This window comes from Paenibacillus sp. TCA20 (assembly GCF_000732325.1).
GTDB classification, from domain to species: domain Bacteria; phylum Bacillota; class Bacilli; order Paenibacillales; family Paenibacillaceae; genus Paenibacillus; species Paenibacillus urinalis.
The window spans coordinates 490643-506233 of the sequence record NZ_BBIW01000003.1 but is presented as its reverse complement, the minus strand read 5'-3'; the positions used below and the strand labels follow the sequence as shown (position 1 = coordinate 506233).

14 protein-coding genes are annotated in these 15591 nt (G+C 46.2%); all 14 read right to left on the bottom strand.

The genetic code is table 11. The annotated features are described in order from the left end of the window. Positions 1-19: 19 nt before the first annotated feature. The 14 genes from TCA2_RS08730 to TCA2_RS08665 all read right to left on the bottom strand — a co-directional run bounded on the left by TCA2_RS08730 (position 20) and on the right by TCA2_RS08665 (position 15566). A complete protein-coding gene (locus tag TCA2_RS08730) occupies positions 20-1225 on the bottom strand; it encodes an acetate/propionate family kinase (protein ID WP_047911175.1) in 1206 nt (401 codons plus the stop codon). Continuing rightward, the gene (locus TCA2_RS08725; RefSeq protein WP_047911174.1) at positions 1222-2091 is read right to left on the bottom strand and encodes a 3-hydroxyacyl-CoA dehydrogenase family protein; all 870 of its coding nucleotides are present in this window, start codon (positions 2089-2091) and stop codon (positions 1222-1224) included. The genes TCA2_RS08730 and TCA2_RS08725 overlap by 4 nt, the downstream gene beginning before the upstream one ends. A gap of 136 nt (positions 2092-2227) precedes the next feature. Next, on the bottom strand, positions 2228-3730 hold the full coding sequence (locus tag TCA2_RS08720; RefSeq protein ID WP_047911173.1) for an AAA family ATPase: 1503 nt from the start codon (positions 3728-3730) through the stop codon (positions 2228-2230). After that, complete coding sequence (locus TCA2_RS08715; protein ID WP_047911172.1) at positions 3723-4250, bottom strand: hypothetical protein; 528 nt, start codon at positions 4248-4250, stop codon at positions 3723-3725. Before TCA2_RS08715 ends, TCA2_RS08720 begins: the two co-directional genes overlap by 8 nt. A gap of 173 nt (positions 4251-4423) precedes the next feature. Further along, entirely contained in the window at positions 4424-4945 is a 522-nt protein-coding gene (locus TCA2_RS08710) for a DUF5590 domain-containing protein (protein WP_047911171.1), read from the bottom strand. A gap of 31 nt (positions 4946-4976) precedes the next feature. Then, positions 4977-6278: an amidohydrolase gene (locus tag TCA2_RS08705; RefSeq protein ID WP_047911170.1), complete on the bottom strand. Its 1302-nt coding sequence runs from the start codon at positions 6276-6278 to the stop codon at positions 4977-4979. Continuing rightward, positions 6265-6924, bottom strand: coding sequence for a redox-sensing transcriptional repressor Rex (locus TCA2_RS08700; RefSeq protein ID WP_047911169.1), 660 nt, complete (start codon positions 6922-6924; stop codon positions 6265-6267). Before TCA2_RS08700 ends, TCA2_RS08705 begins: the two co-directional genes overlap by 14 nt. Positions 6925-6968: 44 nt before the next feature. Next, positions 6969-9839 carry an ATP-dependent DNA helicase DinG gene (gene dinG, locus TCA2_RS08695; RefSeq protein ID WP_047911168.1) on the bottom strand — a complete coding sequence of 957 codons (2871 nt, stop codon included), beginning with the start codon at positions 9837-9839 and terminating at the stop codon, positions 6969-6971. Positions 9840-9971: 132 nt separating this feature from the next. Further along, complete coding sequence (locus tag TCA2_RS08690) at positions 9972-10601, bottom strand: hypothetical protein (RefSeq protein ID WP_047911167.1); 630 nt, start codon at positions 10599-10601, stop codon at positions 9972-9974. Positions 10602-10693: 92 nt separating this feature from the next. Beyond that, complete coding sequence (panD, locus tag TCA2_RS08685; RefSeq protein ID WP_047911166.1) at positions 10694-11077, bottom strand: aspartate 1-decarboxylase; 384 nt, start codon at positions 11075-11077, stop codon at positions 10694-10696. Next, entirely contained in the window at positions 11070-11966 is an 897-nt protein-coding gene (gene panC, locus TCA2_RS08680) for a pantoate--beta-alanine ligase (RefSeq protein ID WP_047911165.1), read from the bottom strand. Before panC ends, panD begins: the two co-directional genes overlap by 8 nt. Beyond that, the gene (gene panB / locus TCA2_RS08675) at positions 11963-12841 is read right to left on the bottom strand and encodes a 3-methyl-2-oxobutanoate hydroxymethyltransferase (protein WP_047911164.1); all 879 of its coding nucleotides are present in this window, start codon (positions 12839-12841) and stop codon (positions 11963-11965) included. The genes panC and panB overlap by 4 nt, the downstream gene beginning before the upstream one ends. 441 nt (positions 12842-13282) lie before the next feature. Next, entirely contained in the window at positions 13283-14263 is a 981-nt protein-coding gene (locus TCA2_RS08670; protein ID WP_047911163.1) for a biotin--[acetyl-CoA-carboxylase] ligase, read from the bottom strand. Further along, positions 14253-15566: a CCA tRNA nucleotidyltransferase gene (locus TCA2_RS08665; RefSeq protein ID WP_047911162.1), complete on the bottom strand. Its 1314-nt coding sequence runs from the start codon at positions 15564-15566 to the stop codon at positions 14253-14255. Before TCA2_RS08665 ends, TCA2_RS08670 begins: the two co-directional genes overlap by 11 nt. Positions 15567-15591: the final 25 nt, after the last annotated feature.

The window sequence follows — 15591 nt, the reverse complement described above, 5'->3', positions numbered from 1 at the left end:
TAAAATTCAAATTCAAATGTTACTTTGACTCTTCTACAATGCGATTCGTGTCGCGAGCAATAACAAGCTCTTCATTCGTTGGAATGATCAATACTTCGACTTTGGAATTCGCAGTAGAAATACGGCGAGGCTCGCCAGAACGAATCTTGTTCAGCTCCTCGTCAAGCTCTACTCCGAGATAAGTCAACTGCTCCAGTACTCTTTGACGAAGGACTACAGAGTTCTCTCCGACCCCAGCAGTGAAGACAATGACGTCTACTCCGTTCATCGCCGCAGCATAGGAACCGATGTACTTGCGAAGACGATATTCGTACATGTTGAATGCGAGTGTAGAATTCGGATCTCCGTTCTCCATACCCTCTGTAATTTCACGCATATCACTGCTGATTCCAGAGATGGCAAGAAGTCCACTGTGCTTGTTAAGCATAGAGTTCACTTCATTCAGCGTTAAGTCCTCTTTGTTCATGACATATGGAACAATCGCAGGATCAAGATCTCCGCTGCGCGTTCCCATCATAAGTCCTTCCAGAGGCGTCATTCCCATGGATGTATCGACAGACACGCCATTTTGAATCGCTGTAAGACTTCCCCCGTTACCTACATGGCACGTTATGATCTTCAGGTCCTCAATCGGACGCTCCAAGAATTCAGCAGCGATCTGGCTTACATAGTAATGGGATGTACCATGGGCTCCATAACGACGAACCTTGTACTTGTTATACAGTACACGTGGAATTGCGTATAGATAAGCAGACTCCGGCATCGTTTGATGGAATGCGGTATCAAATACAACCACTTGCGGTACTCCAGGCATATTGGCTTCAGCGGCATTAATACCCATAATCGCAGCTGGATTATGAAGCGGTGCAAGGTCGATCAATTGACGAATCTTCGCTTTGACTTCATCTGTAACCAATGCAGATCCGTTAAAGAATTCACCGCCGTGAACAACACGGTGTCCGACAGCTTGAATCTCTTCGATTGAAGACAGTACGCCGTGCTCAGCATGTACGAGCTTGTCCAATACTTTACGGATCGCTGTCGTATGTTCCAGAATCTCGCTTACTTCGGTCACTTCTTCTTTGCCTGTCGGCTTATGTGTAAGAATGGAAGAATCCATTCCGATCCGCTCAACCAAGCCTTTAGCCAGAACAGACTCGTCAGTCATGTCATACACTTGATACTTCAGGGAAGAACTTCCCGCATTAATTACTAATACTTTCATATCCGGTCACCATCCTTGTCATACTTGAAGAAGCCTTCGCCCGTCTTCACACCTAATTGCCCTGCGCGAACCATTTTCTTAAGTATAGTGGAAGGTCTGTATTTCAATTCGCCGAACTCACGGAACATACCGTCAAGTGCAGCATGAACGGAATCGAGGCCAAAACGATCTGCCATTTCAAATGGGCCATGCTGGAATTTGTATCCAATCCGAACCGCTTGATCGATATCCTCGGCAGATGCAACGCCCTCTTCAAGCAGATGAAGGGCTTCATTGATATGCAGACAAATAAGCCGGGAAGTTACGAATCCAGGAGACTCATAGACCATGACGCCTTTTTTCTCCAATACTTCCTCAGCAAACTTCTTCGTGAACTCAAATGTATCATCTGATGTTTTAAGACCACGAATGATTTCGACAACATCGATACTTGATACCGGATAAATCCAGTGCAGGCCGATCACACGCTCAGGATGATTTGTAGAACTTGCAAGTTCAGTCAAGCTCAGTGTTGAAGTATTACTTGTTAGAATGATATCTTCAGACACAATCTCCTCAAGCTGTTTGAACAATTTGATCTTTGCTTCCAGGTCTTCAGTAATGGTCTCTATAATCAAGTCGCAAGCAGACAGATCACTAAGATTCGCTCTATGAATTCTAGATAAGATCAATTTTTTCTCTGCTTGGGTAATTGCCCACTTCTCCAATTTTTTATCTAACCCTGTCTCGATCATTCCGATGGAATAATCAAGCTTATTCGGGGAAAGCTCTACCAGCATAACGTCGAGGCCTTTAGCTGCCAGCATTTCAGCAATACTTTGACCCATCGTACCTCCGCCGATAACTCCTATCTTTTTAAACAACATGGTTACTGCTCCATCCCTTCCTGGTCTCTTCTGAATAGTTTGTATTCTTCTTTGTCGAAAAATACATTTTTATGACCCAACATATAATAATATCTTAGCATGAATCAAAAGTAAAAAAAATAACCAGCATAAATAATTATGCTGGCAAAAGTGCATTTTTCTTAAATAATTCACGGAATTGACCACCGGACAACACTTCTTCCTTCATGAGAATGTCCAGCGACTCATCAAAGATGGCTGCGTGCTCATGGAGCAGCTCTTTTGTACGGGCAAACAGCTCATTCAAGATGTAGTTATTCTCACGCATCATGTCTTCCTGGGATACCATGTCAAGATTAACAATGCCGAGCGAGGTCAGTCCAGAGCTGATCATGGTTTTGACAATATCGAGCGATTGCTCAAAGTCATTTCTGGAACCGGTGCTCCGCCCTCCATAATAAATTTCCTCGGCAGCAGCACCACCGAGTGCAATCATAATCTGAGCTTCAAGAAAATCCTTCGTATATAAGTACTGCTCTTCCTGCGGATTATGTCGAACATAACCGAGTGCCTGTCCCCGCGGACTGAGTGCTACCTGGCCCACACTGTTCGGTCGAACTGCTTCTGCTGCAATCGCATGTCCGAGCTCATGAATGGCAACCCGCTTCTTCTCGTCTGCATTGGATTCACGGTCTGTCTTCTCACCCATCATCACTTTATCTATAGCCATAGACAGGTTCCGCTGCGTAATAAATTCCAGACTATCCCGCATTGCATAGATTGCAGCCTCATTCATCAAGCTCTCGAGCTGCGCCCCGGAGAAGCCATACGATTCTTCAGCTATTTTGTCCAAGCTTACATCCTCAGCAAGCGGTTTATTTTTGGCATGCAGCTCCAGAATATGCTTGCGCCCTTTCTTATCCGGAAGCTCCACTTGGATATGGCGGTCAAAACGACCCGGACGAAGAAGTGCGCTGTCGAGCATTTCTTTGCGGTTCGTCGCTGCGATAATCAGAATGCGGGGTGCATCAGAGTTGTATATACCGTCCATCTCCGTAAGCAGCTGGTTCAGAGTCTGATCATATTCACGCTGCTGGCCGCCCTCTCTTTTGCCGCCGATGACATCGATCTCATCAATAAAAATAATGGCGTTTTCTTTGTTTTCCTTGGCAGCCCGAGCTCTGGCATCTTTAAATAATTCACGGATACGTCCTGCCCCGACACCAACATACATTTCAACAAACTCACTGCCGGCAGCTGCAATAAATACAGAATTGGTGTAATGTGCAGCCGCCTTCGCCATCAGTGTCTTCCCCGTACCCGGAGGGCCTGTCAGCAAAATACCCTTTAGTGGGCGAATGCCAAACTTCTGAATTTCTTCATGTCTAACCAAAAAGTCCAGCGCTTCACGGAGCTCCTGCTTGGCGCTGTCCTGTCCTCCAATTTCCTCGAAGGTAAGCTTGGCGGGACCAGCCTTCTTGCGCTTCTTCTCACTGCTGGCACCGACCGCGAGTCCGCCGCGTGTCTGCATCAGGAACACCACGCCCCCTGCAAGCAGGGCAATAAGCAGTACTGGAATAATATTAACTCCTATAAAGACCAGAAAAAGAAGTACGACCGGAACGACCCCGATTAAAATCTCCTTCAACCAATTAGGCATTAGGCCACACTCCCATCGTAGCCGGCTGTCTCGGCAGAATAATATACTTGCTTGCTTCTCCATCTGACAGGCTTACATATACGTTCTCATTATCAATATCATAGTCAACCTGGATGCTGCCTTCGCTCATTTCCTTCAGCTTCTCAGGAATTTGCGTGTATTGTCTAGTCTCCATCGCTTCAGCGACGGTAAATAAAGCGCTGGACCAGAAATCATCAAGCGTTTCCGTCGAATGATCCTTAACCTCCAGCTGCATCGTTCTACCGTTCAGAAGCTCCTTGCCATCTGTGCGGATATAATCAACAAGACCTCTTATATTGGTATTCGGTTCGAGATCGAGATTCAAAACAACTTGATTCTGGTTAATATCTAATTGAACATCGTTTACGCCGTCATACTCGGCAACCAACTTTTCGATTGGCTTCTCAAGGGCCACCTGACGGTACACAAACCATCCTCCAAACAGCAGCGTAGCCGTAACCATAACTGTAATTGCTATCCGAATAGGACGTAATTTCAAGTGACAACCTCCTCATCTATTTTACCCACTCTATTCCTATCAAAATGGAATATAGATATAGCATACCATATACAGACGTCCAAATCTAAACTATGAATTATTTTTCAAAGTTTCCAATCCAAATAACCCCGAAATGGCCAATGGAGACCACTTCAGGGTATTTTTTGAGTGCATTATTCTTTGACCGGAAGCTGAAATCCTTCCTCTAGCTCGGTTCCATCACTGAAACGATAGAAGCGATAGTAGTAACGATCATTCTCTTTATAAAATAACTGCCAGACATACGTCTCATCATAAACTGCCGGCTGCAGTCTGACGATTTCAATTCCAGGCAGCTGTGAGCTGATCTTGGAGCGCATTTCTTCCTCAGACGTTCCTTCTTCAATCTTCTCGCTGTGTACACTCTTTTCATCTGTCTTTGGCTTCTTGTCAGTACCGTACTGTACCCATACCATAATGGGCTCATTATCCGCATTTACACCTTCAATTGTCCAATAAATGGCATCCTCAGACCAGACCGATTTTTGCGTCTTCGTTACTGTAACCAGGTCTTCTTTTTCCTTCGCAATAGCGATTGCAGCTTCTTCTTCTACCCATGTATCCTTCATTACATATTCATAAAATATATAAATGCCTAAGAGCACGAGTATAAAAGCCACAATACTTATGAGGATCCACTTTCTTTTTTTTCTCAAGGCTGAACTCCCTTCTTGCCCCCAGCATCAATCAGCGGGACGTCAGTCCTTCGAAAGCAGCTTGTGCTTCACGTTTAATCCGTTCTTCATCCATTGTGAGCATCTCACCGTTCTTAACTAATTGCTTACCATCCACCCAGACATGTTGAACATCCTTGCTGCTCGCAGAATAGATGACATGTGATATCAAATCGGTGTAAGGCAGGAAATGAGCTTGATCCAGGTCAATTGCAATGAAATCCGCTTTTTTGCCTGGCGCCAGCACTCCTGTGTCCTTGACGTAGATGGATTTCGCTCCATATTCTGTTCCCATACGCAGCGCTTCTGTAGCAGGTACGGCGGTTGGATCACCGCTGACTCCTTTGTGAATCAATGCAGCTAGACGCATTTCCTCAAACATATCCAAATTATTGTTGCTTGCTGCACCGTCTGTGGCAAGGGACACAACAACCCCTGCTTTTAACAGCTCAGGTACTCGCGCGACACCGCTCGCCAGCTTCAGATTGCTTCCAGGATTATGAGCCACAGCCACATTGTGTTTGGCAAGCACCTCTATTTCTTCATCCGTTAAATGCACGGCATGAGCCACGAGAGAAGGTCTAGAGAAGAAGCCGAGCTTCTCCAGATGAGCTACTGGACGCAGTCCATACTCTTTTACATTCTGTTCTACTTCAGCGGCCGTTTCAGACATATGTGTATGCAGCGGTAAGTCCAGCTCATGTGCCGCTTCTACAAATTTCTCAATAAACTCTGGTCCGCAAGTATATGGCGAATGTGGTGACAGCATCGTCGTGATGCGTCCGTCAGCCTGATTATGCCATTCCCGGGCAAAGGTCATTGCTTCCTTCAGCTTGAAAGCACGCAGCTCATCTGAGCCGAAGCCAATCGCTCCCCGCATCAGACTTGCGCGAATGCCCGACTCCTCTGCTACTTTTGCCACCTGATTCATCTGGTCATACATATCAAGAAAGGCAGTAGTGCCGCCTCTCAGCATTTCCAGCACAGATAGCGAGGTTCCCCAGTAGACATCCTCAGCTGTGAACTTTTCCTCCATTGGCCACATTTTTTCTTGAAGCCAGACCTGAAGGGCAAGATCATCGCCATAGCCGCGCAGAAGGGACATTGCAGCATGACCGTGCGTATTAATAAGGCCAGGAATAAACAGCTGATGCTTGCCGTCATGAACTGGAATGCCCTCTGTTCCTTCGGGCAGATCTTCGCCTATATATGAAATGCGGTCATCCTCAATCAGCATATAACCGCTGACGATTCGCCATTCAGGATCGCTTACCGCAAATTTGCCGTTCTTGATGAGCCACTTATGACTTGACATCCTCTTCCTCCTCTTTGCCTGCTTCGTTCTCTAGATAATAAGCCAGACTAAGCAGATCTGTAGTGAAGTCCGCTGTATGAATCCGGATATGAGCAGGCGCCTTGATAATAATCGGGGCAAAATTAAGGATCGCTTCGACTCCCGCCTCCACCAGATAGTCCGCCACACGCTGAGCTTCCGAATCCGGAACCGTTATAATGCCGATTCTAATGCTCAGATCTTTCACTGTCTTCACCAGCTCTTCCATAGGCAGAACCGTCAGTGTATTAATCTTGGAGCCAATCTTCGAAGGCTGGGAATCAAATACAGCGACAATCTTCATATTGTCTTTTACATATCGATTATAGTTCGACAAGGCATGACCCAGATTACCGGCACCGACAAGTGCCACATTGATCTGTTGATCCAGCTTCAATATTTGTCTGATCTTATCGATGAGATATGCCACATCATAGCCGATACCCTTGCGTCCAAAATCCCCGAAATAAGCGAGGTCCTTACGAATTTGCGCTGGATTCAAATCCAGTCTGAGACCAAGCTCCTGTGACGATACTGTGGTCACTTCTCTTTTGTACAGCTCTTGTAAATAACGCAGATATACAGGCAGTCTTCTTACAACAGCCTCTGAAATTTTGTCCGACTTCAATTATAATTCCCCCTCACACCTGCAAGCAGTGTCCGTGCTTAATATTACTTCTCTTCATTCGTTATATGTTCCTCTAACCACTCGCTTATACGCGGAACCATCTTGTCCGTTGTCATATGCTCCATTTTAGGACCTGGCAGGGAATATAAAAAGTACTTGCCATAATACGATTCAATCACTCTTGTATCATACACGATAACGATGCCTCGGTCCTTAGCGGTCCGCACCAGTCTTCCAAAACCTTGCTTAAACCGTATAACCGCCTGCGGTACGGAGAGCTTCATAAACGGATTCTTCTTCTCCGCCTGCAGCAGCTCGCTCTTGGCTTCGACAACTGGATGGTTAGGCGGCTGGAAGGGCAAACGTACAATAGCCAAACAGGATAAAGCTTCTCCTGGTATATCGACACCTTCCCAGAAGCTGCTCGTTCCAAGCAGTACAGAAGCCTTGGCCTCCTGGAATCTTCTCGTCAGCTTCGTCCTGCTTCCACTGTCCACCCCTTGTCCAAACACGGAGATATCACTTGAAGCCAAAGCTTCCTTCAGCGGCTCATGTACCTGTCTCAGCATCTTGTAAGAAGTAAACAGGACAAGCATTCTGCCCTTAGTCGCCTGCGCGGCCTCTGACAGAGACTTGACGAGCATACTGACAAAGTGATCATCACCCACACTGCCCTTCACACTTGGAAAATCACGCGGAACTACAAGAAGGGCTTGTTCCCGGTAATTAAAAGGAGATGGAAGCTGTGATGTGAGCAACCTCTGCTGCTCCTGTGCTTCGGTCAATCCGAGCTGATCTATCATAAACTGGAACGATTTATCTACCGATAAAGTAGCAGAGGTTAAAATAACGCTTCGCTTCTTATCAAAGAACATTTCCTTCAGCTGAGGACTTACATCTACAGGAACGGCATACAGCTGAAGCGACTTGCTCTTGAATTGTCCGCTGGCTTCCAGCCAATATACGGTCCCTGCATCATCAAGGCGCATGAAATGTCTTAATTGGTCTTTGAAGCCAGCCAGATCCTTAACAAGCCCTGTTACGTCAGTGATAAGGCTGTCGGCCGTATAGTCATCGAGATCTTCCCTTACTTCACTAAGGACCTTATCTGCCTTCCGAACCAATTCGGATACGGTCACATAGAACTGATTCTCAACCGCAGCGAGCTTATCCCATTTCTTCGGTTTGTTCTGCGGCTTCAGTCTTAGTGTAAACTGTCCTGCTTCTCCAGGGGCAGCATCACTTCGTTCTGGCAGTAAGCTGAACAGCATCTCACTGAGCTGGTCCCAGGCTTCCTTCGCTTCCAGAGCGGATGGGAACAGCTGATCAATGGCAGAGGTCCACTCCACCATTTGCTCATGACTGGACTGCGCTATTTTTTGACGCAGAGCTGGGAATTGACCGTTCCGACTATCTTTAAATAATCGGGTAAGCGCATGAACCACCGTGAAATATTTCATATGCATTCCAAGATGCTTACCGGCGACCTCCTCGAATTGATGCGCCTCATCTATGACGAGATGCTCATAAGCAGGAAGCAATTGGTGACTAGCCTTAACGTCCGTAAACAACTTGGAATGATTGGTGATGACTACATCAGCAATGCCCGCCTCATGTCTTGCACGATGATAGAAGCATTTCTTAAACCAAGGGCAGCTTCGTCCCAGGCAGGAATCCGAATCGCTTTGTACAGTCTCCCAAAAATCGCCGCCGCGATGACTCAGATTGAGCTCCTCATCATCTCCGGTTTCGGTTTGCGTGAGCCATACCAGCATCTGCGCAGCAGTAAATACGTCCTCCTTCGGAGTTACAAACTCCTTGTTGTTCAGCTTTTGCTCAAATTTACGCAGACACAGGTAATGTCCTCTGCCTTTAAACACAGCTGCTTTGAACGGAAAAGGAACCACCTCCGTGAGGAGCGGAATATCCCGCTCACGAAGCTGCTCCTGAAGATTGATCGTATGTGTGCTTACTGTTACCTTCGTCTCCTGTCTGACACTATGATAAATCGAAGGCAGCAAATAACCGAGTGACTTACCCGTGCCTGTCCCGGCTTCAATTAGTAAATGCTTGTCCTCTTCCATCGCCTTCGTCACTTCTGCGAACATCATATTCTGGGACTCGCGTTCCTCATAATGAGGCAGTGTTTGCTTCAGACGCAGCTGAACCTCATCCATAAATTCCTGAAAAGTTAATTTTTCTAATGGATTGGGTTCATGTTCATCCCTGGGCGGAGCAATCTGTGACCAATCGTCGATCTTTAGAGCGAGCTGCCTATAATAGGTCTGATTGTCCAGATCGTGAATAGGCTCCATTTCTTTTTCTGTAAGAATCCCATCAAAAAACCAGCCCAAATCACTATCTTCCGCAGCAAATAGATCGGTAAGCCGCTGCAAAGTGATCAATGGCAGGCTCTTAAGCTCCTCAAGACTCTTCAAGAAAATATGCGCTGTTGCCATCGCATCACTATCCGCCTGATGAGGACGGTCATGGGCGAATCCAAATTCGCTTGCTACATATCCCAGCTGATAGGAGGATAAGGAAGGAAAGCAAATTCTGAGGAAATCCATGGTATCCAAAATCCGGCCTGTAAATGGCAAGTACCCGCATCGGTCAAGCGCATTCTGTAAAAAATGAAAATCAAAGCTTACATTATGTCCTACGAGTACGACATCATCCAGCAATGGAACGAGCTCCATCATCATTTCCTCAAGCTCAGGAGCATCCTTCACATCATCGTCCGTAATTCCCGTCAACCCCGTTATAAAAGGAGGAATGGGAACGCCGGGATTCACATAGGAGCTGAATGTGTCTTTAATTGTATAATCATGATCTATGATGGCAAGTCCAACCTGGATAATTTCACCAAGCGACTGAGTACCTGTTGTTTCAAAATCAAGCACAGCAAATTTCATGATGAGTAAACGTTCCCTTCTACAGTCTCTTTAGTAGCATAGCAAAAAAAAAGACTTTTGAACATGAAACAGACAAAAAGACGATGTCTTGTCAGGACATCGCCTTTTGCGATTGCGCTGTTTCAGTAATACCTAGGAGAGGGCAAGCAGCTGTGTTCCGTACTGGAGCACGGCATTTTTGGAACGGCATGCTTCCAAATTGTAGAGCGGCTCCGGCAGGGAGGGATCATGTTCCAAAGCAAGGGCAAAGCAGGACTGGGCCTGCTTGAGCTCCATTTGCTTGGCATGAACACAACCAAGTGCATTGTATGCCATGGCCTTCATTCTAGGCTGTTCACAGCTTAGAATGATCCGATTCAGCTCCGCAGATGCGGTATGCATCTGTTCCAGGTGGAGATAGCACATAGCCAGGTACAGCCTCGACAACAGGCTATCCGGATATACTTCCACCACTTTGCCAAACTCCTCGGCAGCATGCTGATACATAAGCAGTTTAAAATAACCAAGTCCTTTAACAAAGGCATGAAGTTCCAGCTCCGGAATGGAAGTGAAAGGATCCGTACCTCGGAAAATCCCACTTTCGCGAATTTTGGCCATTTTCTCTTCAAATGACATCCATTCGTCGATAATGCCGTCGCTCATTTTCTTAAGCAGGTTCCATCGCTGGAGCATTTCCTGTTTCTTCTCGACGGGTGCGGCGGTGTAGTAAGTGGCAATCTCATCAAGCGATTGATTCATTTCCGCAAATAGATGTTGAAACATGGCATGCATCCCACCCTTAGCAAAATGGATTAGTGCAGTAACCTAATCACATTTTTTGCGCTTTGGGCACTTTTCATTCTTCATTCCATGGATTACAAAATCGTTGCGTGAACTTCCTCATGCATGGTTTGAACCGGCTTATTCTCTCCGTCCACAAATACAACCGTCGGCTTATGCTGAACCGCTTCTTCATTCGTCATCATCGCATAAGCAATAATAATTACCGTATCTCCAGGCTGAACCAGTCGTGCAGCAGCACCATTGAGACAAATTGTACCTGTTCCGCGCGGCCCAGGAATGACATAAGTCTCAAGTCTGGCTCCATTGTTGTTATTCACAATTTGAACCTTTTCATTCTCCAGAATATCTGCAGCTTCCATCAAGTTACGATCAATGGTAATGCTGCCTACGTAATTCAAGTTGGCTTCCGTTACCGTTGCACGGTGAATTTTAGATTTCATCAATGTTCTAAACACGGGAGAGCACCTCCGTTTTCTGCAGCCGATGATTATCGATCAGCCTTGTTTTTCCGAATTTAACAGCCAGCGCAATAATTACATCATCCGGCTCTGTAATCTGCACACGATCTTCAATCGGCTCAAGTCCTGGGAAAGTTAAAATGTCCACATAATCTATAACAGCCGTTTCGGACGTGTTGATCTCATCTATAATAAGCTTGCGAATCTGACCCACAGTCGCATCTTCCTGCTGCTCCGTCTTCCATTGAGCCAGCTTGAGTGAACGGGACAAAGCAAGGGCTTCCTTGCGCTCCTTAGAGCTCAGATACACGTTACGTGAACTGAGGGCAAGCCCATCTGCTTCGCGGACAATCGGGCAAGGCACAATGTTGATCGGCATATTCAGGTCTAATACCATCTGCGACAGAACAGCCACTTGCTGTGCATCCTTCATTCCAAAATATGCGTTGTCCGGCTGAACCATATTGAACAGCTTCGCGACCACGGTCGTTACACCATCAAAGTGACCAGGGCGCGATGCGCCGCACAGGCGGTCTGTAATATCAGCCACTCTAATCTTGGTCTTGGTCGGATGAGGATACATGACTTCTACAGTCGGAATAAATACGATGTCTATTCCTTCTTTGTCAGCAATCCCCAGATCCCGCTGTTCATCCCGTGGATACGTTTCAAAGTCTTCATTCGGACCAAACTGAATAGGATTCACGAAGATGCTCAGAACAACGATGTCATTGTTCTTTCTGGCTTCACGCATCAAGCTTGCATGTCCTTCATGGAGGAATCCCATTGTTGGTACGAGTCCAACTGCCGGTTCTTTTCCAAGAACATTCTTTTTCATGGAGGCTATTTGTGCTCGCAGTTCTTCAATATTCCGAACTGTTATCATGATCTGTTCTCCACCTTTGCTTTACTGCTTCCATATAAGGAGTCAACTACGCCATCTTCAGCAGTGAATACATGCTCCTCAGCAGGAAAAGATTTATTTTTGACATCCTGTACATAATTACCGATGCTATCACGAATAATGGTACCTACATCTGCATAAGTCTTCACGAATCTTTTAGGCATATATGGAGATGCATATTGAAGAACATCGTGGAAGACGAGCACTTGACCATCCGTACCACGTCCAGCTCCAATTCCAATCGTTGGAATCGACAGTTCATTGGAAATGGCTTCGGCCACCGCCTCGGTAACCAGCTCCAGTACGATGGCAAATGCCCCGGCTTCTTCAAGTGCCTTTGCATCCTCAAGCAGTCGTTTGGCATCTGCAGCATCCTTCCCCTGCACTCGGAAACCGCCAATTTGATTCACGGACTGAGGTGTCAGTCCAATGTGTCCAAGCACAGGTACGCCCGCCTTCACAACAGCCCTCACCGTGTCTGCTATTTCAGCACCGCCTTCAAGCTTCACCGCATGGGCATGGCCTTCCTGCATGATGCGGCGCACACCTTTCAGGCTCTCATCTATACCGCCGTGATACGTCATAAATGGCATATCGGTTACGATAAACGTGCTCTGTGCACCTCTTGCAACGGCACGGGAGTGATATACCATATCATCAATAGTAACCGGGATGGTGGAATTATATCCGAGTACTGCATTTCCAAGAGAATCCCCTACCAGGATCATATCTACGCCAGCTTCTTCAGCCAGCACAGCAGAAGGATAATCATATGCAGTGAGCATCGTAATCGGATCTTTATTTTCTTTCATTTTCTTCATTTTCACAATATTAAGCGGTTTTTTAGTTGCTGCCATACAAGTGGCTCCCTTCTGTTCTGAAAATACCGTAAGTTTTGATGCCATGTCTAAAAATCTGTGATCCTACGGATGTGCTTCAGCCGATCTAACGGGGATGGCGTCTACTCCAGACGCACAAAAAAACCTTTTAGTATCAAACTAAAAAGGTCCCATAAGTCAAAAAAGAGTCACTTGCGATCGTCCCTTCTGTCTCGGTCCTCTTCGGCTCAGAGCAGAATCCAACAACTTGGCATACGATTCAATTGTTTAAAGCTCAGGATAACTAACTAACGAGTGCAGTTCGATGATTGATCAATACCGCCTCACCAAGAAAGTATACCAAAAATAAAGTAATTGTCTACTTATAAAAAGTTAAAAAATTGGTTCTCTCTAATTGAATAACCCGAATCGTGCTTTAGCTAATCCATCTCAAAAAGGACACAGCAGCAAGCTAAACGCTTACTGCTGTTTAATAATTTCAACCTCACCGGAATATACTACTCTCTCCTCACCGCTGGGTGCAGCAATAACCAGTCCTCCGCTCGGATCAAGCCGTTTCGCGACTCCTTGTATGGTCTCCGTCAAAGTCTCAGTCCGCACCGCTTGACCGATCGATACGGAATGCTCTTCCCATTCCACTTGAATAGGGTTGAACCCTTCATTGGTATAACGATCGTAGAGAAGCTCCATTTCATTTAGAATTTCTGCAATGAGCAGCGCTCGGTTTATAGTATGTCCTGTTTCCAGCTTGAGCGATGTGGCAATCTCCGTTAATTCCTCTGGATAATCTTCTGCGGAGAGATTGACGTCGATCCCAATTCCCGCAATACAGTATTTTACTTTGTTATCCTCAGTCGCCGATTCCAGTAGAATCCCGCATACCTTCTTCCCATGAATCAAAATATCGTTAGGCCACTTGATCGCTGCTTCTGCTCCTGTCACGCGGCGAATAGCCTTGCAGACAGCAACTCCAGTCAGTAGTGTAAGCTGAGGCATATATCGAATAGGAAGCTCCGGCCGAAGCACGAGACTCATCCAGATACCTTTGCCTGAAGGAGAGAACCACTTTCTACCGAGCCTGCCTCGTCCGGAAGTCTGCTGCTCAGCAATGAACAGGGACCCTTCCTCCGTTCCGTTCTCCGCTTGGGTCATGGCATCCACTTGTGTCGAAGCGGTGGAATCCATAATATGGATCTTCCTGCCTAATATTTTGGTGTTTAGATTCACGTCAATATCAGTTTCTTTATAAAAATCCGGAATAAATGTCATTCGATATCCCTTCCGAGATACCGCCTCAAATTCATAGCCCATGTCTCTCAATTGGTTGATCTGTTTCCAGACCGCTGTTCTGCTGATTTTCAGTCTTTTGCTAATTTCCTCACCCGAAATAAAGGTTTGGGAGGAATGTATAAATAAATCAAGCAGCAACTTATTTTTCATCCGATATCACCTTCTTCGCTGCCTCAAGCAATATGTCATGTTTGTTGACGAGTTGTCCAGTCACCACCTGCAGCAGCAGCCAATTCATCGTTTCACCCAGCCAAGGACCACCCTTGCGGCCAGTGACACGAAGCAGATCAGAGCCTGACAGCTCAAGCTCCTTCAAGCTGTATATCCCCATCTCAATTCGCCATTCTGCTGCATGCTCCATCAGTTCGTCCAGCAGCAGATATTCCTCATTGGACATGTCATAGAATGACTGAGGCAGCAGAGAATTAAGGGCATGCCAGTCTTCACTTGCCGTAACACCGTGCTGAAGAACGGATCGTTTCCATTCTTCTTCTAAATATCGACTACGAAGTTCCATATGAGCTTCCTTCACTATCTTTGAAATAAGGTTCAGAACAGCTTCATGAAGATCAAGAAGTTTCGTCATTCTATCCTTCACTTTACCCGAGTAAGTCCAGGCTCTGAGCTTCTGATCCGCATCATTGGAATTTGCACCCAGCAGCAGCAATAGAAGTCCCAATCTGAATTCTGTTGCCTGTGGCAGCTTATCTAACAGACTGAGAGCCGTACGATCCAGCCCGGATAATTTGACTGGCGCTTTTACATAATGGAGCAGTTCACTATCCATAAGCAAACGGACACCTCTTGCAGGATATGGTCCTGCCAACATTTTGTCCATTTCGGTCCGTACTCTTTCCATTGCGATGTGAGGGAGCTTGTCTCGTTCCGCCAAGAGTCCATCCCAGGTTAAGGAGTCAATGTCAAAATCAAAAATGGAAGCAAAACGAACGCCCCTTAGCATCCGAAGAGCGTCTTCTCTAAATCGTTCCTCTGCAAGCCCGACAGCGCGAACAATCCGCCGTTCAATGTCTGTTACACCATTAAAGGGATCAATGATCTGCCCAGCATAATCTTGTGCAATGGCATTCATGGTGAAGTCTCTACGCTTGAGATCCTCTTCCACCTGATCAACAAATTGAACCTCCGATGGTCTTCGGTGATCTTCATAACCGCTTTCCGTACGAAAAGTCGTCACCTCAAAATGAAAACCGTTCATTCGAACGGTTACGGTTCCATGCTGCAGCCCTGTCGGAATGGAGCCCTCAAACAGCGCCATCACTTCTTCTGGCTTGGCCGAGGTCGTTATGTCCATATCCGTTACGGGCCTATTCATGATCTCATCTCGAACACAGCCACCTACGAAATAGGCTTGATGGCGATGATCATTAAGCCTTCTAAGCACTTCTTCTCCTTGAATTGCCATGGCAGGATCGACATGCTTCCAATTGTTCATTTCCTAAACTCCTTTATGAATCTCC